This window comes from Campylobacter sp. P0103 (genome assembly GCF_002139545.1).
GTDB classification, from domain to species: domain Bacteria; phylum Campylobacterota; class Campylobacteria; order Campylobacterales; family Campylobacteraceae; genus Campylobacter; species Campylobacter devanensis.
This window is the reverse complement of sequence record NZ_MJKG01000002.1, coordinates 91,770-115,686: the sequence shown is the minus strand read 5'-3', so window position 1 is coordinate 115,686 and position 23,917 is coordinate 91,770. Positions and strand designations below refer to the sequence as shown.

Annotated in this window: 21 protein-coding genes and 5 tRNA genes; 21 read left to right on the top strand and 5 right to left on the bottom strand. The window is 34.5% G+C overall.

The genetic code is table 11. The features are described from left to right. Positions 1-65 precede the first annotated feature (65 nt). The 7 genes from CIGNP103_RS03280 (at position 66) to CIGNP103_RS03255 (ending at position 1,987) form a co-directional block, all read left to right on the top strand. Positions 66-143, top strand: a tRNA-Pro gene (locus CIGNP103_RS03280). A gap of 4 nt (positions 144-147) precedes the next feature. Then, a tRNA-His gene (locus tag CIGNP103_RS03275) sits at positions 148-224 on the top strand. 16 nt (positions 225-240) lie between these two features. Next, positions 241-317: transfer RNA gene (locus tag CIGNP103_RS03270), tRNA-Arg, on the top strand. 30 nt (positions 318-347) lie between these two features. Then, a tRNA-Arg gene (locus CIGNP103_RS03265) sits at positions 348-424 on the top strand. A gap of 38 nt (positions 425-462) precedes the next feature. Next, positions 463-547, top strand: a tRNA-Leu gene (locus tag CIGNP103_RS03260). Positions 548-693: 146 nt separating this feature from the next. Then, complete coding sequence (locus tag CIGNP103_RS08380) at positions 694-819, top strand: hypothetical protein (protein ID WP_269148200.1); 126 nt, start codon at positions 694-696, stop codon at positions 817-819. 424 nt (positions 820-1,243) lie between these two features. Beyond that, positions 1,244-1,987: a carbonic anhydrase gene (locus CIGNP103_RS03255; RefSeq protein ID WP_180381793.1), complete on the top strand. Its 744-nt coding sequence runs from the start codon at positions 1,244-1,246 to the stop codon at positions 1,985-1,987. Between the two features lie 114 nt (positions 1,988-2,101). Here the strand turns inward: CIGNP103_RS03255 and CIGNP103_RS08375 are convergent, their stop codons facing one another. Continuing rightward, complete coding sequence (locus CIGNP103_RS08375; protein ID WP_272888204.1) at positions 2,102-2,233, bottom strand: hypothetical protein; 132 nt, start codon at positions 2,231-2,233, stop codon at positions 2,102-2,104. Positions 2,234-2,366: 133 nt separating this feature from the next. Here CIGNP103_RS08375 and CIGNP103_RS03250 point away from each other — a divergent pair, with 133 nt between their 5' ends. From CIGNP103_RS03250 to CIGNP103_RS08285, 7 genes are all read left to right on the top strand, one after another. After that, positions 2,367-3,965 carry a type I restriction-modification system subunit M gene (locus tag CIGNP103_RS03250; RefSeq protein ID WP_086268578.1) on the top strand — a complete coding sequence of 533 codons (1,599 nt, stop codon included), beginning with the start codon at positions 2,367-2,369 and terminating at the stop codon, positions 3,963-3,965. Between the two features lie 3 nt (positions 3,966-3,968). Continuing rightward, positions 3,969-5,189: a restriction endonuclease subunit S gene (locus tag CIGNP103_RS03245; RefSeq protein ID WP_086268577.1), complete on the top strand. Its 1,221-nt coding sequence runs from the start codon at positions 3,969-3,971 to the stop codon at positions 5,187-5,189. A gap of 1 nt (position 5,190) precedes the next feature. Next, entirely contained in the window at positions 5,191-8,214 is a 3,024-nt protein-coding gene (locus tag CIGNP103_RS03240) for a type I restriction endonuclease subunit R (RefSeq protein WP_086268576.1), read from the top strand. A 171-nt stretch (positions 8,215-8,385) separates the two neighbouring features. After that, positions 8,386-8,931: a superoxide dismutase family protein gene (locus CIGNP103_RS03235; protein ID WP_086225179.1), complete on the top strand. Its 546-nt coding sequence runs from the start codon at positions 8,386-8,388 to the stop codon at positions 8,929-8,931. 48 nt (positions 8,932-8,979) lie between these two features. Then, entirely contained in the window at positions 8,980-9,957 is a 978-nt protein-coding gene (locus CIGNP103_RS03230) for a hypothetical protein (RefSeq protein WP_086268575.1), read from the top strand. A gap of 101 nt (positions 9,958-10,058) precedes the next feature. Next, positions 10,059-10,388, top strand: coding sequence for an MGMT family protein (locus CIGNP103_RS03225; RefSeq protein WP_086268640.1), 330 nt, complete (start codon positions 10,059-10,061; stop codon positions 10,386-10,388). A gap of 122 nt (positions 10,389-10,510) precedes the next feature. Then, positions 10,511-12,100, top strand: a complete 1,590-nt coding sequence (locus CIGNP103_RS08285; protein ID WP_236847415.1) for a hypothetical protein — start codon at positions 10,511-10,513, stop codon at positions 12,098-12,100. Between the two features lie 102 nt (positions 12,101-12,202). Here CIGNP103_RS08285 and ilvD read toward each other — a convergent pair whose 3' ends face one another. The 4 genes from ilvD to CIGNP103_RS03200 are packed head-to-tail and all read right to left on the bottom strand — an operon-like array spanning position 12,203 to position 18,271. Next, positions 12,203-13,876, bottom strand: a complete 1,674-nt coding sequence (gene ilvD, locus CIGNP103_RS03215) for a dihydroxy-acid dehydratase (RefSeq protein WP_086268574.1) — start codon at positions 13,874-13,876, stop codon at positions 12,203-12,205. Positions 13,877-13,885: 9 nt separating this feature from the next. Beyond that, entirely contained in the window at positions 13,886-15,061 is a 1,176-nt protein-coding gene (nhaA, locus tag CIGNP103_RS03210) for a Na+/H+ antiporter NhaA (RefSeq protein ID WP_086268573.1), read from the bottom strand. Continuing rightward, the gene (recJ, locus tag CIGNP103_RS03205; RefSeq protein ID WP_086224925.1) at positions 15,058-16,644 is read right to left on the bottom strand and encodes a single-stranded-DNA-specific exonuclease RecJ; all 1,587 of its coding nucleotides are present in this window, start codon (positions 16,642-16,644) and stop codon (positions 15,058-15,060) included. The genes nhaA and recJ overlap by 4 nt, the downstream gene beginning before the upstream one ends. Beyond that, a complete protein-coding gene (locus CIGNP103_RS03200) occupies positions 16,634-18,271 on the bottom strand; it encodes a CTP synthase (RefSeq protein WP_086224924.1) in 1,638 nt (545 codons plus the stop codon). The genes recJ and CIGNP103_RS03200 overlap by 11 nt, the downstream gene beginning before the upstream one ends. Positions 18,272-18,787: 516 nt before the next feature. Between CIGNP103_RS03200 and CIGNP103_RS08105 the strand changes: the two genes are divergently transcribed. The 7 genes from CIGNP103_RS08105 (at position 18,788) to CIGNP103_RS03170 (ending at position 23,910) form a co-directional block, all read left to right on the top strand. After that, the gene (locus tag CIGNP103_RS08105; RefSeq protein WP_180381791.1) at positions 18,788-18,937 is read left to right on the top strand and encodes a hypothetical protein; all 150 of its coding nucleotides are present in this window, start codon (positions 18,788-18,790) and stop codon (positions 18,935-18,937) included. A 48-nt stretch (positions 18,938-18,985) separates the two neighbouring features. Continuing rightward, positions 18,986-20,125 carry an ABC transporter substrate-binding protein gene (locus CIGNP103_RS03195; RefSeq protein ID WP_236847414.1) on the top strand — a complete coding sequence of 380 codons (1,140 nt, stop codon included), beginning with the start codon at positions 18,986-18,988 and terminating at the stop codon, positions 20,123-20,125. Beyond that, a complete protein-coding gene (locus CIGNP103_RS03190) occupies positions 20,122-21,123 on the top strand; it encodes a FecCD family ABC transporter permease (RefSeq protein ID WP_086226036.1) in 1,002 nt (333 codons plus the stop codon). Before CIGNP103_RS03195 ends, CIGNP103_RS03190 begins: the two co-directional genes overlap by 4 nt. Continuing rightward, a complete protein-coding gene (locus tag CIGNP103_RS03185; protein ID WP_236845037.1) occupies positions 21,104-21,883 on the top strand; it encodes an ABC transporter ATP-binding protein in 780 nt (259 codons plus the stop codon). Before CIGNP103_RS03190 ends, CIGNP103_RS03185 begins: the two co-directional genes overlap by 20 nt. A gap of 13 nt (positions 21,884-21,896) precedes the next feature. After that, positions 21,897-22,442, top strand: coding sequence for a DJ-1 family glyoxalase III (locus CIGNP103_RS03180; RefSeq protein WP_086268572.1), 546 nt, complete (start codon positions 21,897-21,899; stop codon positions 22,440-22,442). Between the two features lie 121 nt (positions 22,443-22,563). Further along, positions 22,564-23,388 (top strand): polyphosphate kinase 2, encoded by an 825-nt coding sequence (ppk2, locus tag CIGNP103_RS03175; RefSeq protein WP_180381790.1) that lies wholly within the window; start codon positions 22,564-22,566, stop codon positions 23,386-23,388. A gap of 45 nt (positions 23,389-23,433) precedes the next feature. Then, complete coding sequence (locus tag CIGNP103_RS03170) at positions 23,434-23,910, top strand: 3-isopropylmalate dehydratase small subunit (RefSeq protein WP_086228333.1); 477 nt, start codon at positions 23,434-23,436, stop codon at positions 23,908-23,910. Positions 23,911-23,917 lie beyond the last annotated feature (7 nt).

Here is a 23,917-nt window from a genome sequence, read left to right as displayed (position 1 = left end):
ATTGACAAATGATTTTTTTTTGTATATAATTTCAGCTCTTTATTTGAAATAGCGAGACTATACTTCGGGGTGTAGCGCAGTCTGGTTAGCGCACTTGGTTTGGGACCAAGGGGCCGAAGGTTCGAATCCTTTCACCCCGACCATGTGGTGAGTGTAGCTCAGTCGGTTAGAGCATCAGATTGTGGTCCTGAGGGTCGTGGGTTCGATTCCCATCACTCACCCCATTTATATGAGGAGACTGCGCTTGTAGCTCAATTGGATAGAGCGACAGACTTCGGATCTGTAGGTTGTGGGTTCGAGTCCTACCTGGCGCACCACTTTCAAATATAAGAGCTGAGTTTTCATATGCGCTCATAGCTCAGCTGGATAGAGCAACGGCCTTCTAAGCCGTAGGCCAGAGGTTCGAATCCTCTTGGGCGTACCACCTTGTTAAGTTTTTGCTTGACAAACCTTATTATTGTTGCGGACGTGGTGAAATTGGCAGACACGCCAGACTTAGGATCTGGTGCCTTACGGTGTGGAGGTTCAAGTCCTCTCGTCCGCACCATCACTCCATTTCAATACTTTTCTTAAACTTTCACAAATCATCAAAAAGCCCTAAAAATCGGATTTTAGAACTGATTTAAGCTTTCATTTGATATCATTTCATTTCAGTTATTTTCACCCAAAGGAATACCCAAAAAGGATACCCAAATGAAAATGAAAAACTTCACAACAGACAGCCAACTAAAAGCTATCACCCTACCACAAAACGCAAAAGAGCTAATAATAAAAGATGAGAAGCACACGCAACCTAATAGTAAGAATTCGCCCAAATAGCAAGACTTTTATCTTTAGAATTAAAAACAATGATAAGATTAAAAAGCACACAATAGGCCAATATCCGTCTCACTAGCCACCGCAAGGCAAAAAGCCAATATCTAGATATAAATTTTCAAATTTCTAAATTACCTCCAAAAATCATTTTAAATTTAGTTTAAAATCCCTTTCATATCATTTAATGGCGATGAAATCATAATAGGTAAAATAGCAAATTTATACTAGATTAAGCTAAATTAAACTTCAAATCAAATATCAAATTTAAATTAATGAAATTCGCTACGCATAAAAATATAAATATTAAGAAAAATTTATGTTTAAGGCGAGTATAATAACTAATTTTTATTATAAAATAAATTTAATTCATATAATTAAATTAAATTATATTGATTAAATTATTTTAAATTCACTCTAAAGAGAAATTGTGAGATTTTTAGCTATTTTGCTTTTTGGTTTTTTAATTGGTGCGAGTGGTTCTAATACTCATCATGGTGCGCCACATTGGGGTTATAGCGGTGATGGATCGCCAGAGCATTGGGGAGATTTGGCGGATGAATTTCGCACCTGTAAATATGGTAAAAATCAATCGCCAATTGATATAACTCAAGCTGAGAAATCTACGCTACAAAAGCCTATATTTGATTATAAAAATAGCCCAAAAGAGCTTATCAATAACGGACACACTTTAGAAGTGAGCTTCAATCCAGGTAGCACCCTAACATTTCAAAATAAAAAATTCGAGCTTTTACAGATGCATTTTCACACGCCATCAGAATATACTTTTGATAAAAAGCACTATCCTATGGTCGCTCATTTAGTTCATAAGGCTAGTGATGGAGAGCTTTTGGTATTGGCAATTATGTTTGATAAAGGTGGCGAAAATCCTGTGATTAAAGAGATTTGGACGGACGCACCTACTAAGGTTGGAGAGAGTAGAAAACTAGCGAATTTAGCCTTAAGCGACCTAGTCAAAAATCTTCAAAATTATGTCGAGCTAGTTGGCTCACTCACTACGCCACCATGCTCTGAGGGTGTGATCTGGCTAATAAATCGTGACAACGCCTTTGCTTCAGATGAACAGATTAAATTTTTTACTAATATAATAGGCCAAAACAACCGCCCAATCCAAGATACCAATGGCCGAAAAATCCTAGAAGTATCTAAATAAATTTATATTCATCTTTAAATCCACCACCACCCAACAACCGCCCAATTCGGGCGGCCTCCTATTACTATCAGCCGCTAACACCGGCGAATTTTTTGCCATTGCCAAATTCCGCTGTCAAATTTCGCTGCCAAATTCCGCCCTAGTATCTAAATCCCACCCACAAAGAGCCAATTCCACCACCGCACCCAAAAACACCACCCACAAAAATTCGCCACCCAACCCTAAAAACGCTACACAAAAAGCCAAATTTAACCCCACAAAAAGCCAAATTTCATATCTATCCACACAAAATCAGATTAAAATATTGTAATTTAACTAATGAAAATATATAATACAAACCAAAAAAACGCTATCAAAATCAAATTTAAAGGCAATCAAAATGGCAAGCAACCACCAAAGAGAAGAATTACATAAAGCGATATGGTCCATCGCTGATGATTTGAGGGGTTCAGTGGATGGATGGGATTTTAAGCAGTATGTGCTAGGTATTATGTTTTATAGATATATATCAGAAAATATAGCAAATTATATAAATCAAGGGGAGAGAGAAGCAACAGGCGATACCACTTTTGATTATGCGAATTTAGAAGATAGCGAGGCCGAGCTTGAAAGGGATAATCTTGTTACAGAAAAGGGATTTTTCATTCGTCCTTCAGAGTTGTTTTGTAATGTGATTAAATCAGCTAAAAGCGATAGCGCTACATTCACAGATAGCGAGGGCAAAACTAAAAATATAAAAGATAATTTAAATGAATATTTAGAAATGATATTTAACAATATCGAAAACTCCGCCAAAGGCACGCAGAGTGAAGATGACTTTTCTGGGTTATTTGATGATATAGATGTCAATAGCAATAAGCTAGGCGCCACAGTTGCTAAAAGAAATGAAAAACTTCTAAAAATATTAGATGGAATAGCTGGGATAAATTTAGATTATAAGGATAACGATATAGACGCATTTGGGGATGCTTATGAGTTTTTAATGTCTATGTATGCTTCAAATGCTGGTAAATCAGGTGGAGAATTCTACACACCACAAGAGGTTAGCGAGCTACTTACCAAACTCGCTATTTTGGATAAAAAAGAGGTTAATAAGGTTTATGATCCGGCTTGCGGAAGTGGGTCGTTGCTTTTGAAATCTGCAAAAATTTTAGGCAAAGATAATGTAAGAAATGGCTTTTATGGTCAAGAGATAAATTTAACTACCTATAACCTTTGTAGGATTAATATGTTTTTACATGATATTGGTTATGACAAATTTAACATAGCTTGCGAAGATACTTTGACCATGCCTAAACACTGGGATGATGAGCCATTTGAAGTGATAGTATCTAATCCACCATACTCTATCAAATGGGCTGGAGATGATAATGCCATTTTGATAAATGACCCACGCTACTCTCCGGCTGGAGTTTTAGCGCCCAAGTCAAAAGCGGATTTTGCCTTTATAATGCACTCATTATCTTGGCTAGCACCTAATGGCACAGCTTCTATAGTGTGCTTTCCTGGGATATTATATCGAGGTGGAGCAGAACAAAAGATTAGAAGATATCTAATCGATAATAATTTTATTGACTCGATTATCCAACTACCTGATAATCTCTTTTTTGGGACAAGTATAGCAACTTGTATAATGGTGTTAAAAAAAGGCAAAAAAGATAATAGCACACTCTTTATCAACGCTTCTAAAGAGTGCGTCAAAGTAACTAATAACAATAGATTAACCGATAAAAATATAGATAATATAGTTAAAATATTTAAAGATAGAAAAGATATTAACCACATTGCCAAATTAATCACAAACAAAGAGATAGCCCAGAATAACTACAATCTATCAGTATCAACCTATGTAGAACAAGAAGACACAAGAGAAAAAATAGATATAGTAAAGCTAAATAATGAAATAGCCCAAATAGTAGCTAGAGAGAACGAGCTTCGCAAGGAAATAGATAAAATCATTTTAGAAATCGAGGCGTAATCTATGAGTAAATTAGAAGAATTAATCAATAAATTATGCCCAAATGGGGTGGAATTTAAAAAAATAGGGAAAGTAAGTAATTTTGTTCAAGGATTTGCATTTAAAAACAATACTTTTAAAGAAAATGGGATTGGTTTAGTTAGAACCACTAATATTCAAGACAAAAGTATTTCGGAAGATAATATGGTTTATATTAAACCAGATGAGTATAAAGAAAATTTGTCAAAATACATAATAAAAAAAGATAGAATAATAATAGGCATGAGCGGGACAATAAAAGTTGGAATAAATAATAGTGATAAAAATTACTATTTAAACCAAAGAGTTGGTATGTTTATAGCTAATGAAGAAATAATTAATAACAAATATTTGTTTTATGTATTAGATAATTCAATTCCAAATTTATATAATTTAGTAAGTGGAAGTTCAGTAAAAAATTTAAGTTCTAATGTGTTAAATGATTTTGAAATTCCTGTGCCTCCGTTGGAAGTGCAATGTGAAATTGTCCGTATATTGGATAATTTCACATTGCTTTCAGCAGAGCTTTCAGCAGAGCTTTCAGCAGAGCTTTCAGCTAGACAAAAGCAATATCAGTTTTATTTAGATAGTATATATGAAAATATAAAAGAAAATAATGTTACATTGGGATCATTAGGGTCTCTTATAAGAGGAAAAAGATTTGTTCATGCAGATAGAGTAGATGTTGGGGTGCCATGTATGCACTATGGAGAACTATATACATTTTATGGAGTACATGCTAAAAAAGTAAAATCACATATTAGAGAAGAATTAAGACCTAAAATGAGATATGCAAACAAAAATGATGTAATAATAGTTGGAGCAGGAGAAAATAGAATGGATATTGGAATTGGAGTTGCATGGGAAGGTGACGAAGATATAGCCGTACATGATGCATGTTATACTTTAAAGCATAAACAAAATCCTAAATATATATCTTATTTTTTAAGAACATCACAATATCATAATCAGATTAAAAAATTTGTATCTGAGGGAAAAATATGTTCGATATCAGCAGAAGGATTAAAAAAGGCTATTATACCAATTCCATCTTTAGAAAAACAAAATAAGATAGTAAATATATTAGAAAAATTTGACAAATTATGTAACGATATTTCTGAAGGTCTTCCTGCTGAAATAGAAGCAAGAAAAAAGCAATATGAGTATTATAGAGATAAATTACTAACCTTTAAGGAATTGAAATAACATGAATAAATATAATATAGTTATGGAAATGAGCAATTCTACTGTGGTGGCTGAGTATGAACCATTAAAGAAAAAATCTGATAGTTATCAAAGCGAAGCAGCCTTAGAAAATGAATTTATAAAAATGCTTAGTGAGCAAGGCTATGAATATCTAAAAATCAATGATTCAAAGGGGCTTATTAGTAACCTTAGAGCTCAATTAGAGATATTGAATGATTATAAATTTAGTGATAATGAATGGGATAGATTTTATAAAAATAGTATCGCTAATAACAATGATGGAATAGTCCAAAAAACCAAAAAAATCCAAGAAGACCATATCCAAGTATTAAAAAAAGATGATGGAACGAGTAGAAATATCTATCTAATTGATAAGAAAAATATCCATAATAATATATTACAAGTTATCAATCAATATGTAGAAAAGGGCGGAAACTATGAAAATCGCTATGATGTTTCGATTTTGGTTAATGGATTGCCTTTGATTCATATAGAGTTAAAAAGACGGGGAGTAGCCTTAAAAGAAGCATTTAATCAAATCAATAGATATCAAAGAGATAGCTTCTGGGCTGGTAGTGGGCTATATGAGTATATACAAATATTTGTAATCTCAAATGGCACAAATACAAAATACTATTCTAACACCACAAGAGAGAGCCATATAAAAGAAAAAACCCAAACACAAAATAGAAGCAAGAAAACAAGCAATAGCTTTGAATTTACTTCATACTGGGCTGATGCGAGTAATAAAGTGATACCCGATTTAGTTGATTTTACTAAGACATTTTTTTCAAAGCATACAATACTAAATATATTAACCAAATATTGCGTATTTACAGCTGAAGAGTTATTGCTGGTGATGCGTCCATATCAAATAGCCGCAACTGAAAGGATACTAAATAAAATTCAAATAAGCACAAATTACAAAAAAATGGGAACTATCGAAGCTGGTGGCTATATATGGCACACAACAGGCTCTGGTAAAACCTTAACATCATTTAAGACCGCACAACTCGCAAGTAAATTAGACTATATAGATAAGGTGCTATTTGTCGTTGATAGAAAAGATTTGGATTATCAGACGATGCGAGAGTATGATAGGTTTGAAAAGGGTGCGGCAAATGGCAATAGAAATACCAAAATACTACAAAAACAGATTGAAGATGATAACGCTAAAATCATAGTTACAACTATCCAAAAGTTAAGCGAATTTGTCAAAAGAAACCCCAAGCATCCGGCGTTTCAAAAGCATTTGGTTTTGATATTTGATGAGTGCCATAGATCGCAGTTTGGTGATATGCATACATCGATATCTAAGAGTTTTAAGAATTATCATCTATTTGGATTTACAGGGACGCCAATTTTTGCTAAAAATGCTACTAATAAATCAAATCCTGATTTTTGTACCACTGAGCAAGCCTTTGGGGATAAGCTCCATACTTATACCATTGTTGATGCTATAAATGATGGGAATGTCTTGCCATTTAGAATTGACTATGTCAATACAATTAAGAAAAAAGATGAAATAAAAGACAAAGAAGTAGCAAGGATCGATGAGGCAGGAGCATTGGCAGATGATAAGAGGGTTAAAAAAATAGTTGAATATATAATAGAGCATTTTGACCAAAAGACAAAAAGAAGCTCATATTATGATTTAAAAGGTCAAAGAATGAGTGGATTTAACTCTATGTTTGCGGTCGCTTCGATTGAGATGGCTAAAAAATATTATTTGGAATTTAAAAAGCAATTAGAAGAAAAGCAAAAAGATTTAACCATCGCTACGATATTCTCTTTTGCGGCTAATGAAGAAGACAGGGCCGATGGGATAATAGATGATGAGGGATTTGAGACGGAGCTATTGGATAAAAGCTCAAGAGAGTTTTTGGATTTTGCTATAAGTGAATACAATAAAAAATTTAAAACAAATTTCTCATCTGAAGGCAATGGATTTCAAGACTATTATAAGGATCTCTCTGATAAGGTCAAGAAAAGAGAAGTTGATTTATTGATCGTTGTTAATATGTTTTTAACAGGATTTGACGCTACTACGCTAAATACATTATGGGTGGATAAAAACCTAAAACAACATGGATTGATACAAGCATTTTCAAGAACAAATCGGATATTAAATTCTGTAAAATCCTATGGAAATATTGTATGTTTTAGAGATTTACAGCAAGAGACAAATGACGCAATAGCCCTATTTGGCGATAAAAATGCGAGCGGAATAGTGCTGCTAAGATCTTTTGAAGATTACTATTATGGATATAATGATGGCAAAAAGCATATTATGGGCTACGAAGAAAAAATATCCCAGCTTATCCAAAAGTATCCACCAGGCGAGAAACCCTTCGGAGAATCAGCCAAAAGGGATTTTATAATATCTATAGGTAGCATTCTAAGACTAAGAAATATCCTATCATCATTTGACAAATTCAAAGGTATGGAGATACTAAGCGAAGAGGATTTTCGAGATTACCTTAGCGAATATGAAGATCTCAATGAGGAGTTCAAATCAAAATCAGAAGGTAGCGAAAGCATAAAAGATGATTTGGTATTTGAGATGGAGCTTGTAAGGCAATTAGAGGTAAATATAGATTATATTTTAATGCTAGTTACAAAATACCATAAATCAAATTGTAAAGACCAAGAGATACGAAGCTCAATCGATAAAGCTATTAGAGCAAGCATGTCACTAAGATCCAAAAAAGATCTAATAGATGGATTTATCAATAAAATTAACGCCGATACAGATGTAATGACAGATTGGGCGAAATTTGTCAAAGAACAAAAGGAAAGCGATCTAAAAAATTTAATAAAAGATGAAAATTTAAAAGAGAGCGAGACGAGAAATTTTTTAGACCATTCTTTTAGAGATGGTCAAGTCAAAACAATAGGAACAGATATAGAAAAAATACTACCACCTATGGGTAGATTTAACGGTGGCAATAGAAATGAAAGAAAACAAGCAATAATCGAAAAATTATTGAAATTCTTTGATAAATATTTTGGATTGGGTATATAAAAGTGGCTTTTAAAGGAGTATTAGCCTAAATGCGAAAAATCGTTAAAGATTTAGAGCTTTTTGGCGTGGTTTGTTTGTTTGCTAAGTGAAATTTGGATTTTGTATTAAAAATCTTAATTTATTAATAATTTTTGGTTATAATGAATTATACTTCAATTTTAAAGGAAAATTATGAAAAAATTTGGTTTTGTAGCATCTGCTTTGATGCTTGCTAGCTCTAGTTTATTAGCGGCTAATATGACGATTTTTGACCCTAAAAGCGTAGATCACATTGAGATCAAAGTTGATTTACTAGGACAAGACAAAAACACTCCAGTAGGTAGCGTAATAGCGGTTAAAACCAACTACGGCGTGGCGTTTTTCCCTGATCTTAAAGGCTTAGAGCCAGGCTTACACGGATTTCATGTCCATGCAAATCCTGATTGCGGCGCAACAGATAAAGGCTTAGGTATGAAAGCCGGTGGCCACTGGGATCCAACAAATAGCGGTAATCACTCTTTACCTTGGGATGACAAAGGCCACAAAGGCGACCTACCAGCGCTATATGTAGCAGCTGATGGCACAGCGACAAATCCTGTTTTATCTCCTAAAATCAAAGATTTAAGCGAGTTAAAAGGCCACTCTTTGATGGTTCATATCGGTGGTGACAATCACAGCGACCATCCAAAAGCACTTGGCGGCGGCGGCGCTAGAATGGCGTGTGGCGTTATCAAATAAGCCTTTAAGCCCTTTTTAGGGCTTAAAACTCTACGTGGACAAAGATCTTTGCTGCTATCTGAAAGAAAAAACATTATAATAGGAGATCAATGTCTTTTCTCGCATACGATTTGGTTTAGAAATGCGGATCCACATTTAATATACGACAATATTACCAATAAACGTATCAATCCTACTCAAAGCATTTATATAGGAGATCATGTATGGGTTGGACAAGAAGTAGCATTTCTCAAAAAATCATTCGTTGCTTCTGGAAGCATTATTGGCACAAAAAGTGTAGTTACAAAACTTTGTTATTCTAATACTATTAATGCTGGCAATCCAATTAAACAGGTAAAAGAAAATATCTCTTGGAGAGAAGAGTGTGTGCATAATTGGGATTTAGAAGAAACAAATAAATATAACTATATTCCAAACAATGATTTCAAATACACCTATAACCAAAACGAATTCCTATCTCCTAAAGCAATTGAAGAAAAACTAGACTCTTTAAACACAGCACAAGAAAAATTAGAATTTGTATATAATGCAATATACTGTAATAAAAATAAAAATCGCTTTGCATATTTTAAAGATATGCCTTATGATATCCCTTTACCTAAATATGAAAATAAATTTAAATCTTTAAAATTTGAAGAGATAGATGAAACTAAACCACAGCCAACCCCGCCAGCTCCAAAACCTACACCACAACCAACTCCACAAGAACTAGAGATTAAATCCCTTAAAGATAAACTATCCCAAAAAGAAAAAGATATCAACAATTTAGATATAAATCACAAAAAGGCTTTAACTTCACAAGAACTAGAGATAAAATCTCTCAAAGAAGCATTATCTAAAAAAGAAAAAGATATTAGTAGCTTAGAAATAAACTACCAAAAAGCCCTAAACACGAAAAACCATCTAAGCTACAAACTAGGTCAGGCTCTAATAAAAGCCAATAAAAATTGGTATAAAGGGGGATATATCAAATTTATATTTGAAGCTATAAAAATCAAAAAAGAGCATAATAAAACTAAAATATAGCTTTAAATTAAATTGTTTAGATAAAATATTTGAGCTTTTTAAGTAGAATTTCCCTTTCGATAGCAAAACCTTAAACGATATTTAAGGATTATGAGGTGGTGATGAATTTTAATCAAGAAGTCTATAATTTGTTAAGATTGATACCAAAAGGCAAGGTGGCTACATACTCTCAGATTGCGCTGTGTTTGGGTAATGTGAAGTTGGCTAGGGCTGTTGGCAACGCTCTACACAATAATCCCAACCCAAAGCTATACCCTTGCCACAGGGTAGTAAATCGCAAAGGCGAATTATCTAAGGCATTTGCGTTTGGTGGGAGTGGTGCGCAGATGAAAATGCTAGTTGATGAGAATACCCAATTTGATAGATTTAATCGTGTTAGGCTCGATATTTGCGGGTTTGATATTGAGAAATTTATAAAGTCTCAAAACTAGATGAATTGTTATAATCTTAATTTATTATTAAATATTTCTATTAGTTTTAATTTCTAATTTCATTTTTTTTTTTTTTTTGATAAACTGCCTGCTTTTGAAATTGAATTTTAAAAGTTGGTAAAATGAAAAATATCATACTTCTTGGTGGTAGCAACTCTGTGATGGTAAATGGGCTACAAAAAGGTCTTAGAGAGTATGCGAATGTGACAAATTTGGCTTTAGGTGGTACTACTTCTTTACAAAATTTATATGAATTAAAACGAGAAAAAAATCAAGAAGCTATTAAAAATGCTGATTTGATAGTAACTGAATCTGTGATTAACGAATTAGATAATCATAATATTATAGAAAACCTTTCTTTAGAGATAATATTTAAAAATTTACAATATTTATACGCAACTTTATATGAGCTTAAAAAGCCGGTTTGTATATTGATTTTACCTTATAGGACTAGAGATTATCAGATAATTATCAATATGCATAGATTTTTGGCTAATTATTTTGGGTTAAATATTATAGATATGCAAAGTTATTATGAAAAAAGCGAGATAATCCAGTTTGGTAATAAATTTGGCGGTCATCAGCTTGCGATAGTTAATCGATATGTCGGCAAAGAGATTGCTAAAAATATTGATTGCTTTAAAGCTTCAAATAAGAATTTAGATATCAATCTACCTGAATTTAAGATATTAACCCCACAAGATATGAAAAGAGTTGGGAATTTTAAGATTTTTAATCCTAAAAATTCAATGTATGATGAGATTGTTTATAGGCTAGAGAGCGATAATTATTTGAGTTTTGAAGGGTATGAAGAGTATCAAATTATTGGGATGCATGGTTGGAATTTGGAAATCAATGGAGAGATAACAAAATTAAATTGGGCTCAAACAATATCGCATTGTGCTTCTATACATTTAAAAAATAAGGATAAGAATATTGTTAAGCCAACTTCAAAGCTTAATATATTTTGCGAAATACAAGCCGAGCCGATAATAGATAGTAGTTTGATAGTCAAATTTAATGATGAAAATTTAGCAAATAGTGAATCTTATATTAACGCTCGTCCAAATACCCCAAATAGCGTATCTTTACCATACTTCGATCTAATCGCATTTTTCTTATGTAAGCCAAATCCAAAAATGAAATTATTTGATTTAAGTCTTATCCCAAGTGATAGGGATATAGAGATTGATAGGGATATAGACCGCTCTTATCTGATACCAAATATCGTATTTTTTAAAGATTCTATGGAGTTTATAGATGAGTATATCGGGCATTTGTATCCTAATATCACAAAGCACATTGATAGAGTCCTAAGCCCACAAATCATAAATAGGCTTAAAGAGCAGTTAGCCACGCCACCGCAACCACCACAACCAACCACGCCACCAGCGCCAGCCCCGCAAGAGCAGATAAACTCACTCAAAGAAGAGATAAATAAAAAAGATAAGGCTATAAAAGAATTTAGTGATAAATTGAGCTCGCAAGAAGCTAGTCTAAAATCAACAAACGAGAGCTTACGCAAAAAAGATCTAGAGATCAAAAATTTAGAAATAACTAATCAAAAAGCCCAAAATATCAAAAATCATCTAAGCTACAAACTAGGAAATGCTCTTATGCAAGCTCATAAAAATTGGTATAAAGGCGGATATATCAAATTCATATTTGAAGCTATAAAAATCAAAAACGAGCATAATAAAACTAAAATATAGCTTTAAATTAAATTCTTTAGATAAAAATTTTTAAGCTTATATAAGTTGATATAAGCTTAAGATTAAATCTAAAATTTAGCCCCCAAAAAGGGCTCAATCTTCTCACGCTTCTAAAATCGCCCCATTGCTTGCGTTGGTAACTAGCTTTTGGTATTGTCTTAGCCAGCGACTATCTACTACCTTGCCAGCGTATTTCCACTCTTTTTTTCTAGCGTTAATCTCATCATCGCTTAAGCGAACATTTATGCTGTATTTATCTACATCAATATCGATGATATCGCCATCTTTTAGTAATCCTATCATACCGCCCTCAGCAGCTTCAGGGCTTACATGTCCTATGCTAAGGCCTCTTGTTGCACCGCTAAAGCGTCCATCAGTGATAAGTGCTACATCAGCCCCAAGCCCACGCCCCATTATAAGGCTAGTTGGACTTAGCATCTCTTGCATTCCTGGACCTCCTTTTGGCCCTTCGTATCTTAAAACAACCACATCACCCTTTTTGACCTTGCCACTACTGATACCTTCTATGGCTTCATCTTGGGAGTTAAAGCAGATCGCTTTGCCACTAAATTGCCTTGAACCGACTATACCAGCAGTTTTGATCACGCAGCCTTGCTCGGCTAAATTGCCAAATAAAATAGCTAGGCCGCCTACTTTTGAGTAGGCGTTTGCTACTGTGTGAATGATATTTTGATCCAAAATTTCAGCATTTTTGACCCTATCGCCTAAGCTCTCACCACTTATAGTAAGAGCGTCTAAATTTAGCAATTTATCATCGAATTTAGCTATCTCATTTATAACCGCACTTAGCCCACCAGCCTTGGCTATATCTTCCATATGCACGCTAGGTAGGCTCGGGGCGATTTTGGCTATATGTGGGACACTGCGACTAATGTCATTTAATTTTGCTATATCTAGTGGCGCACCAGCTTCACGGCTGATAGCAAGCATGTGTAAAATTGTATTTGAGCTACCACCCATTGCCATATCTACGACCATTGCGTTGTGGATGGATTTGGTATTTATGATATTTTTGATTTTATATCTCTCATCAAGGGCGATTTGGCAGATTCTTTTGGCGGCTTTTCTGATTAGCTCTTCTCGCTCTTTGGTTAGAGCTAGGATAGTTCCATTGCCCTCTAATGCCACGCCCATCGCTTCACAAAGGGTATTCATAGAATTAGCTGTAAACATTCCAGAGCAGCTACCGCCACCGGGACAGGCGTTACACTCTATATGTTTAAGCTCTTTTTCATCTATTTGCTTTGTCTCATACGCTCCAACAGCTTCAAAAGCTGAGTTTAAATCCAAGGCCTCACCCCTAAGCCCAACTCCAGCAGCCATTGGCCCACCGCTTATAAATATAGTTGGCACATTTACTCTTAAAGCTCCCATGAGCATTCCAGGGACGATTTTATCGCAGTTTGGCATACACACTAGCGCATCAAGGCAGTGAGCATTCATCACGGTTTCAACTGAATTTGCTATTATCTCACGGCTTGGGAGAGAGTAGAGCATACCGCCATGCCCCATAGCGATACCATCATCTACGCCGATACAGTTAAACTCAAAAGGCACGCAGCCATTTTTGCGAATTTCATCTTTTAGGATTTTAGAGTATTTATCTAAGAAAAAATGCCCAGGAATTATCTCTATAAAGCTATTTGCCACGCCTATAAAAGGCTTATCAAAATCCTCATCTCTTAGCCCAGTTGCCCTTAGTAGCGATCTGTGTGGGGTTTTGGTATAGCCTTTTTTGATATTATCACTTCTCATTTAATCTCCTTAATCTATATTCTTTTTTGGCTTACATAGTAAAAATAGATAGATATATCCTACCACTCCAGCGACAAAACTAGCTAATAATATCGCTAATTTATCAGCGTGATAAAATACCGGGCTATCATTATAAGCCAAAGCGCCTACAAATAAACTCATTGTAAAGCCGATTCCAGTTAATATACAAACTCCATAAAATTGCAGCCAATTTGCCCCATCAGGAAGCTTGGCAAAGCCAAGTTTAATAAATATAAAACTAAACAAAAATACCCCCAATTGCTTACCAAAAAATAGGCCAAAAAATATACCCATACCGACTGAATTTATAAGCTGCTTAGGATCAACTCCAGCTAGGCTAACTCCAGCATTGACAAAGGCAAAAATCGGCAAGATAAAGTAGCTTGTAACGCCGTGAAGATCCTTTTCAAGGTCTTTTAACATACTTGTGCCAGCACTATCTCTCATAGGGATGAAAAATGCGGCTAAAACTCCAGCTATGGTAGCATGGACGCCACTTTTTAACACGCTAAACCAAAGGATTAAGGTAAATAGCAAAAATATCGATTTTTTATTTACCTTTAAGCGGTTTAGGACAAATAAAATAATTAAGCAAATAAATGAAATTCCAAGCGAAGTAGTAGATAGCTCAGTTGTATAAAATAGCGCTATAATCACGATCGCACAAAGATCATCTATAATAGCTAAGGTTAGCAAGAAAATCTTAAGCGAGCTAGGTACTCTTTTGCCCAAAAGCATCAAAACCCCAAGAGCAAAGGCAATATCAGTAGCAGTAGGTATCGCCCATCCTCTTATAGCAAACTCATCACTATAATTAAACCCCCAAAATATTAAAGCAGGGCAGATAACTCCGCCAAGGGCACCTATAATCGGTAGGGCTATTTGTCTAGGATTGGATAGCTCGCCTTCTACAATTTCACGCTTTAATTCTAATCCCACAACAAAGAAAAATACCGCCATAAGGCCGTCATTTACCCATAAAATCAGCGGTTTAGCTAGGGTAAATTCTCTAAATCCGACGCTAAATTCAGATCTTAAAATCTCTTGATAGAAGTGGCTTAAAATGCCATTTTGAAATACCAAGGCCAAAATCGTAGCAATAATTAGCAAAACGCCGCCAAAGCTCTCATGCTTTACAAAGGTTTTGATAAAATTTAATTTCATTTTTGCTCCTGTCTTATAATCTCTTTTATTAGTAGTTGAGGGATGATTAACCCACGAAATGAATTTTTAGCAATTGTTACTAAGATATCAATACTCTCACCACTTTTTGGTAAGTAGTCAAAGTTAAAAAATATCGCTTCTAGTGTTTTGCTATCTTTTTGCAGTATGATTTTTAGGTGAGATTCCTCCTTGCCAATTTTCTTAGCTGATTTTACCATTGCGCCTTTTAGCTCAAAAAGAGGGCGTGGATTTTTCTGTCCATACGGCTCAAAAAATTCCAAAATCTCTATTAGCTCATAATCAATCGCTTCAGGGTTAATCTGTCCTAAAACCTCATCATTTGTGCTAAAATCATATAGTTCTTGCAAAAAACAAGATTGATTTATTGCAGTTTTAAATTTGTTTAAATTAGCACTTTCTATTACTATTCCAGCAGCGCCTTTATGCCCACCATATCCACATAGTAAAGACTCTTGAGAGGCAATTAGTGAAAGAATATCAAATTTACCAACACTCCTAGCGCTACCTTTAGCCTTATCTCCATCTATACTAAAGACAATTGCGGGTTTTTTATACTTTTTAGCCAAGCGACTTGCGACAATTCCGATAACTCCCTCGTGCCACTCATTACCCCATGTAACGATAATATCTTCATTTTCATCTATATCATTTTGGCTAGATTCAAAAAGCGCTTTTTCTTGAGCTTTGCGTGAGGCATTGAATTCGCAAATTTTATCTAGATATCCATTGGCTTCTTTTAAATTTCTAGAGCGCAAAAACTCATATGATATGGTTGCATCATCTATTCTGCCTGCTGAGTTTATTAGCGGAGCAATTAAAAAGCTAATATCATCAAATTCAAATTTTTCTTTATTATAGTAATTTTTTATCGCTTCAAAACAGGCTCTTTTGCTAGAGTTTATCCGTGCTAAACCTAAACGGACTAAAATTCTATTTAAATCTCTTAATTCCATCATATCTGCTATTATAGCTAGAGTTAAAAGATCAAGAAATTTGGCCATATCATAGTTTCTTAGTTCACATACCTCTTTTAGTGCGCCAATTAAATACCATGCTACTTGAGCGCCACAAATTTCGATATTTGGAAATGGGCAGTTAGCTTGCTTTGGATTGATTATTGCATATGCTTCTGGTAGTGTAGGAAGTGGCATATGGTGATCAGTGATGATTAAATCAATCCCTTTTGCTTTACAAATTTTAGCAGCTTCAATAGCGCTAATTCCATTATCTACTGTGATGATTAAAGTGGCATTTTCTAATTCGTTTATAATCTCTTCATTTAATCCGTAGCCATCTTTAAATCTATTTGGAATTTTGATAATAAAGTTAGCAGACATATCAGTTAAAAACTCAGCCATTATAGCTGTGCTTACGATTCCATCTACATCATAATCGCCTACTACTGCTATTAGCTCATCGTTTTGGATGGCTTCTTTGATTCTTTTGGCTGCCTTGAAAGTATCTTTTAACTCACAAGGCAGCGGAATTTCGGAGAGTTTAGTATGGATATCGTTACTAAAACGACTACTTAATAGCTCTTTGATTGCCTCTTTATCTAGCATTTTTATATTCTATTCCAGCTTTTATAAATCCTAGTATTGCAGGGTTTGGCTTGGTTAATCTAGATGTAAATTCTGGATGAAACTGAACGCCTAAGAAAAATGGATGATCTTTGATCTCTACAGCTTCTATAAGTCCATCACTCTCACCGCTTACTATTAGGCCGGCTTTTTCAAATTCGGCTCTATATTTTGGATTTGCTTCATATCTATGGCGGTGACGCTCTTTGATTTTGCTTTGATTATTATATACTTTAGCTAGTAGTGAGCCTTTTAGCAAGTCGCACTCATATCCGCCAAGTCTCATAGTGCCACCAAGTGGGCTTGTGTGAGTTCTTAGCTGTTTATTTCCATTTGCATCAATAAAGCTATCTATTAGATATATAATAGGATTTTTGCAATTCTCATCAAATTCGATTGAGTTTGCATCTTCTAATTTTAGTACATTTTTAGCAAATTCTATCATGCTAAGTTGCATTCCAAGGCAGATTCCTAGATATGGGATTTTGTTTTCTCTAGCGAATTTGATAGCTTCTATTTTACCACTTACGCCACGAGGCCCAAAGCCTCCAGCGACCAAGATAGCATCGCAATCTTTTAATGTTTCAGCGACATTATTAGCATCTATTTTTTCACTATCACACCATTGTATATTTACTTTTGTATCTAAATTGGCTCCAGCATGAATAATGCTTTCAGTTAAGCTTTTATAGCTCTCTTTTAAATCTATATATTTGCCTACAAATGCAAGATTAACCTCTGTGCTAGGAGCTATTACTCTTTTTACTAGATTATCCCAGTTTTGCATATTTGGCTTAGGATTTTTAAGATTTAAATTTTGAGCTATTGGTTCAAGGATATTTTGGTTTAAAAAGCTTAATGGGACTTGGTATATGCTTTGCATATCTGGGCTTTCTATGACTGCATTTCTTTCTATACCGCAACTTGCTGCTATTTTATCTTTTAGCTCTCTATTTAGTGGCATTTCAGTGCGACAAATAATCATATCTGGGCTAATACCTATGCGTCTTAATTCGCCTACGCTGTGCTGAGTTGGCTTGGTTTTTAGCTCGCCAGCTACCTTGATATATGGCACTAAAGTAAGATGGATAAACATCCCATTTGATCTTCCCACTTCGCTTCTAAGCGCTCTAATAGCCTCTAAAAATGGAAGACCTTCGATATCGCCTACAGTTCCACCTATTTCCACTATTAAAATATCATTGCCTTCACCAGCTTTTTTAATACGATCTACTATATCGCCTACGATATGTGGGATAACTTGTATAGTCTTTCCTAGGTAATCACCACGACGCTCACGCTCTATAACTGAGCTATAAACCTTACCAGTTGTAAAGTTATTATCTTGAGATAGATCCTCATCTAAAAATCTCTCATAATGCCCTAAATCTAGATCTGTCTCAGCGCCATCATCAGTGACAAATACCTCGCCATGTTCAAGTGGGCTCATCGTGCCAGGATCGACATTTATGTATGGATCTGCTTTTAGCATACTAACCTTATAGCCTACATTTTTAAGCAGTGTAGCAATGCTTGCTGCTGCGATACCTTTGCCTAAACTACTTAATACTCCACCTGTAACAAATATATATTTCGTCTCTTTACTCATAACTATTCCTTGATTAATTGGGCGATTATATCAAAATTATTTTTACTATCTGATTAAAAATTATAAACTAAATTTAATTTTTGACAATTTTATCTATTTGGTGTGAGTGATTTTGAATTAATCAATCATGTTGATAAAAGTATAACTGGCGATGTGTATATGTAGGCGTGATTGATAGTGCAATAAATAAAGATCATCCAAGTTTGCAAGGACAAGTTTAAGAGCAAATTTATTCTGAATATAGAGGTTCTCAATTACTGGCGGTGTATTAAAAAGAAGTATACTATTTTTTATATTGATCGAGATATCCCAATTAAGCCAGATGGAAGTATTGATTATAAGCAAGTTGATGCTGATTTGATGGCTTTGGATTATTGGGATTTTTACGATGATTTATTATTAAGTACTATACCAACAATTGGCAGCGATTATGCTGGAGTTCAAAAAATTACAAAAGAAGAGCTATTTGGTTAGGGGATTTTAGATATCGATAAGGCTTGAAATAGTATCGGAATTTTGGACTCAAATAGATTGAGTGATAGCGATGTTAAAAGCGATATAACCGGTTCTAATGAAGTTTATTACTCTAATTCAACTGTCCGTCCTGGTAATGCTGATCTAACTGACTTAACAGTTAAACGCTATATTTTAGGCTTTTTAGCCTAAATTTAATTATTAAAAGATATAATCTTACATTTATTTTAAGGAGTTTTTGTGAAATTTATCATTTTTTTTATATTTTTAGCTAGCTATGCTTTTGGTATTAGCGTTACTGATATGCGTGGTAAAACCGTACAAATTCCATCAAATTTAAATAGAATAGCTACTATTAGCGATGGCTTTGTTGAGAGTGTTATGACTCACCTTGGTGAGATTCGCAGAGTCAGCGCAATTGCGTCTTGGTCGCTAAAGCGTGATTATAGATATAAGATTAAAGGCATAAACGAAGAGCTTGAATTTACTGGATTAAATACTATGAGAGCTATGCATCCATGGCTTGATGCTTTGCCATGCTTTAACTCACCTCAAGGCAATATTATCAACTATGAAACCCTAATGCAATCAGCCCCACAACTTATTATAGTTCGAGTAGGGGATTGTACTATTGGTGGAGCAGATAAGGCGGCATTAGAAAAAACATTATCTATACTAGAAGCCTCCAAAATTCCTTTAGTTGTACTATACTCGCCTACATATACTAAAAATTTAGCTACGATAAAAGATGAAATGAGAATCATTGGTGAGATTTTTGGAAAGAGTGAGCAAACCTTAAAACTCTATGAGTATTTAGTTGGGATTGAGAATTTAATAAAATCTCGCACCCAAACTGCTACAAATCAGCCAAAAATGTTATATCTAGGCCTAAGTCTAGCAGCTAAGAAAAATGGCGCTAGTGGTATCACATATGGCATTGATACGCCAGAATCTTTGCTTTTAACTACTACCATAAATGCTCAAAACGCATTTAATTTGGCTAAAGGCTCTAGGATAATGATTAGTGCAGAACAGATATATGCACTTGAACCTGATGTTATATTGCTACCTACATATAATGGCTATCATCCAACATTTGAACTTTATGAAAATGAGAGTTATGCTAATTTACGCGAGTTAAAGGCTGTGCGTCAAAAACGAGTATATTCACTTCCATGGACGCCGATGAACTGCTCAAGGCGTCTAGAATATCCTTTGGAGCTTTTAATAATTGCAAAAGCAGCGCATCCAGATAAATTTACTGATATAAATATTGGCAACTTTGCGCTAGAGTTTTACCAAAAATTATATGGGGTAGATATAGAGGCTGCTAAAATGCTTCGTTCAGCACAAATTTTGGATTGGACTGAGCAGTTTTGAGAGTTTTTTTAGTTGTAGTTTTGCTCTTTGTTTTATTAATTTGCGCATCAATTTTTGCCTTGCTTAGTGGAAATTTATCTCTAAGCGTAGCCGATGTGATGGGCGTGATTGCTTATAAGCTTTTTGGAATAGGAGAGCTAAGTGCAACTGGAGAGATTGTAGTATGGAATCTTAGAGTGCCTAGGATTTTAATAGCGATTTTAGTAGGAGTTTCTTTAGCGTGTGCTGGAGCGATTTATCAAAGTATTTTTAGAAATCCTTTAGTTGAGCCATTTATCTTAGGGGCTAGTTCTGGGGCTAGCTTTGGGGCTAGTCTCGCGATTTTATTGCCAAGCATCTTTTTTTCACTTGAGCTTAGTGCTTTTACTTTTGGACTTTTGGCGGTATTTTTAGCCTATACTTTAGCTTTTGAAAGAGGTGTTATAAATAGTGTTGCGCTTGTACTTTCAGGGGTTATTGTGGGGGCGATTTTTAGCTCGCTTGTTGGAATTATGAAGTATTTAAGCGAGGATGCTCAATTAAGAGAGATTACATTTTGGATGATGGGTGGACTATATCACGCTAGTTGGGATGATATAGCTGTAAATGGGCTATTTGGTATACCGTGTTTTATCATTGCTTTTGCTCTTTCGTGGAAGCTAAATTTGCTTAGCCTTGGTGATGAAGAGGCTAGATCACTAGGTGTAAATCCACAAATTTATAAAGCTATTTTTATCGTTATAGCAACTTTGCTTAGTGCTTTAAGCGTAGCAAGTGTAGGGATTATAGCGTGGATTGGATTAATGATGCCGCATGCTGCTAGAATGCTAGTAGGTGCTGATAATAGAGTGATTTTACCTGTAGCTGGACTGATGGGAGCGATTTATTTGTTGCTTTGTGATACTTTATCTAGGACACTAAGCAGCGGAGAAATTCCTGTAGGGATTATTGTTTCGCTACTTGGGGCGCCGTTTTTACTATGGATTTTAAAGGTTAGAAGTGCAAAACTATTTGGATAAATTTATAGTTGAAAATCTTAAATTTAGCTATGGAAATAACCAAATTTTGTGTGGAATTTCATTTGAGCTTGAGCGTGGGGATTTGCTTGGATTGATGGGATCAAATGGTAGCGGTAAAACCACATTGATACGCTCTCTTTTGGGATTTTTAAATGCTAGTTATTATGAGTATAAAATATTTGGAAGTGAGTTTAAAAGTCTTAAAATCAGTCAAATTTCAAGATTAATATCCTATGTTCCCCAAGCCCATAATCTACCATTTAATTATACTCTTTTTGATATGGTCTTAATGGGAAAAAGGCCGCATTTTGGCGGGGTTTTTGGTTTTAGTAAAGATGATATAAAAGTTGTAGAAAACGCTATGGATATTGTTGGAATTTTGCCTTTAAAAGATAAGAGTTTTAGCTCTCTTAGTGGCGGACAAAAGCAGCTAGGATTAATAGCTAGAGCCATAGCTCAAGACTCGCCTATAATGATTTTAGATGAGCCAACTAGTGCGTTAGATTTTAATAATCAAATTTTGATTTGGAAAACTATGCACGCCTTAGCAAAAAATGGTAAAATTATAATAATTTGCAGCCATGAGCCAAATCATATATTTTGGTTTGCCTCTAAGGTTTTAGCTATTAAAGATGGAAAGGCTTTAGCATTTGGCAAAAGTGAGATAATAAATGAGATTTTATTAGAACAAATTTATGGAGCAAACTATAAAATTTGCTCCTTAGCAAATCAAAAAATAATATACTATTCAATCAATTAATAAAGGAGAAAAAATGGCAAAAGTAGCTGTGATGATGGCAAATGGTTTTGAAGAGATTGAAGCGCTTAGCGTGGTTGATATTTTACGCAGAGCTGGTGTAGAGACTAGTATGGTAGCACTTGATAACTCTTTAGAAGTAAGCGGTGCGCATGGCGTAAGTTTAAAAGCTGATGTATTATTTAATGAGTATGATTTTGCTAGTGCTGATATGATTGTTTTACCTGGAGGGCTTCCTGGAGCAGAATATCTAGCCAAAAGTGATAAACTTGGTAAAAAATTAAAAGAAGCCAAAGCAAATAACAAGAAGTTAGCAGCTATTTGCGCAGCTCCTTGGGCGCTTAGCACTGCTGAGGTTTTAGGTAGTGAATATACTTGTTATCCAGGATTTGAAGATACAGTAAATCACTCTGGATATAGGGCTGATAAAAATGTCGTAATAGATGGAAATATCATCACCTCAAGAGGTCCAGCTACGGCTATGGAGTTTGCTTTAATGCTTGTTCGTGAGCTATGTGGCGAGCAAAAATATAGCGAACTAAAATCTGGGCTTTTAGCCTAATTTTTAGCTTAAAAAATATAGTTGCATTTTTTGTCTTTCTATATTAAATTTGCTAAATTTTTGCTAAATTTAATATAAAAAATTATAGAATATTAAAATTTTTATCTACGGAGGTAATACATTGAGTATCCAAGAAGATTTTGTAACCATTAAAGTCAAAAAATCAAAACTAAAATATGAAGAAGAGCTTAAAAAACTTCAGGTTGAATTTTTAAAATTTCAAACATATGTTAAAAAAGAGGGCTTAAAAGTCTTAATAATTTTTGAGGGTCGTGATGCTTCTGGTAAGGGCGGTACGATAAAAAGATTAATCGAACACGTAAACCCAAGGGGATGTCGTGTGGTTGCGCTTGAAAAACCAAGTGATGTTGAAAGAACTCAGTGGTATTTCCAACGCTATGTTGATCATTTGCCAAGCGCTGGAGAGATTGTAATCTTTGATAGAAGCTGGTATAACAGAGCTGGAGTTGAGCCTGTTATGGGATTTTGTACGCAAGAAGAGCATAGGGAGTTTTTACGCCAAGTTCCTAAATTTGAAGAGATGATAGTAAGTTCAGGGATTATTTTATTTAAGTTTTATTTCTCAGTATCAAAAGAGGAGCAAAAAAGACGCTTTAAAGAGCGAAAAACTGACCTATTAAAACAGTATAAACTCTCACCAGTTGATGAAAAGAGTCAAGAATTATGGGAACAATATACAATTGCTAAATACTCAATGCTATTAGCTTCAAATACTCCATATGCGCCTTGGTCAATCATTGTAAGCAATGATAAGAAAAAGGCTAGAATAAATGTATTTAAGCATATTTTAAGTAATGTAAATTATGATAACAAAATTAGCCAAAAAGAGCTAAAAGTAGATAATGAAATTTATAGAAGCGGAAGCGCTGAAATCCAAAAAATGGAAGAAAATTTCAACCAAGAACACATTAAAGCTAGGGATTAAGGTTAATTTGTTATAATACAACCTAAAATTTTATCAAGGAAAAATATGTCAAAAGTATGGAAATTCGGTGATAATATTGACACAGATGTCATAATAGCAGCTAGATACCTAAATACTAGCGATCCAGAAATTTTAGCTAAATATGTAATGGAAGATGCAGATAAAGATTTTAGCTCAAAAGTAAAAGTTGGCGATTGCATTGTAGCTGGTGAAAACTTTGGTTGTGGAAGTAGTCGTGAACACGCTCCAATAGCGATTAAAGCAGCTGGAATAAGTGTCGTAATCGCTAAATCATTTGCTAGGATTTTTTATAGAAATAGCTTTAATACAGGTCTATTGATACTTGAGTGCGCTCAAACTGATAGTATTAATGAAGGCGATGAATTAGAAATTGATTATAGTGGTGGAATTATTAAAAATTTAAGCCAAAATTGCGAGTATAAATTTGAACCAATTCCTGAATTTATGCAAGAACTAGTAAAGTCTGGCGGACTAATTAACTACGCTAAAAGCACTCTTTAAGGATATT

Bases quoted from the DNA above. Each gene is read 5' to 3' on its own strand.
- CIGNP103_RS08380 (WP_269148200.1), top strand. From the start codon at position 694: ATGAAAATGAAAAACTTCACAACAGACAGCCAACTAAAAGCTATCACC.
- CIGNP103_RS03250 (WP_086268578.1), top strand. From the start codon at position 2,367: ATGGCAAGCAACCACCAAAGAGAAGAATTACATAAAGCGATATGGTCC.
- CIGNP103_RS03245 (WP_086268577.1), top strand. From the start codon at position 3,969: ATGAGTAAATTAGAAGAATTAATCAATAAATTATGCCCAAATGGGGTG.
- CIGNP103_RS03240 (WP_086268576.1), top strand. From the start codon at position 5,191: ATGAATAAATATAATATAGTTATGGAAATGAGCAATTCTACTGTGGTG.
- CIGNP103_RS03235 (WP_086225179.1), top strand. From the start codon at position 8,386: ATGAAAAAATTTGGTTTTGTAGCATCTGCTTTGATGCTTGCTAGCTCT.
- CIGNP103_RS03225 (WP_086268640.1), top strand. From the start codon at position 10,059: ATGAATTTTAATCAAGAAGTCTATAATTTGTTAAGATTGATACCAAAA.
- CIGNP103_RS08285 (WP_236847415.1), top strand. From the start codon at position 10,511: ATGAAAAATATCATACTTCTTGGTGGTAGCAACTCTGTGATGGTAAAT.
- ilvD (WP_086268574.1), bottom strand. From the start codon at position 13,876: ATGAGAAGTGATAATATCAAAAAAGGCTATACCAAAACCCCACACAGA.
- nhaA (WP_086268573.1), bottom strand. From the start codon at position 15,061: ATGAAATTAAATTTTATCAAAACCTTTGTAAAGCATGAGAGCTTTGGC.
- recJ (WP_086224925.1), bottom strand. From the start codon at position 16,644: ATGCTAGATAAAGAGGCAATCAAAGAGCTATTAAGTAGTCGTTTTAGT.
- CIGNP103_RS03200 (WP_086224924.1), bottom strand. From the start codon at position 18,271: ATGAGTAAAGAGACGAAATATATATTTGTTACAGGTGGAGTATTAAGT.
- CIGNP103_RS03180 (WP_086268572.1), top strand. From the start codon at position 21,897: ATGGCAAAAGTAGCTGTGATGATGGCAAATGGTTTTGAAGAGATTGAA.
- CIGNP103_RS03170 (WP_086228333.1), top strand. From the start codon at position 23,434: ATGTCAAAAGTATGGAAATTCGGTGATAATATTGACACAGATGTCATA.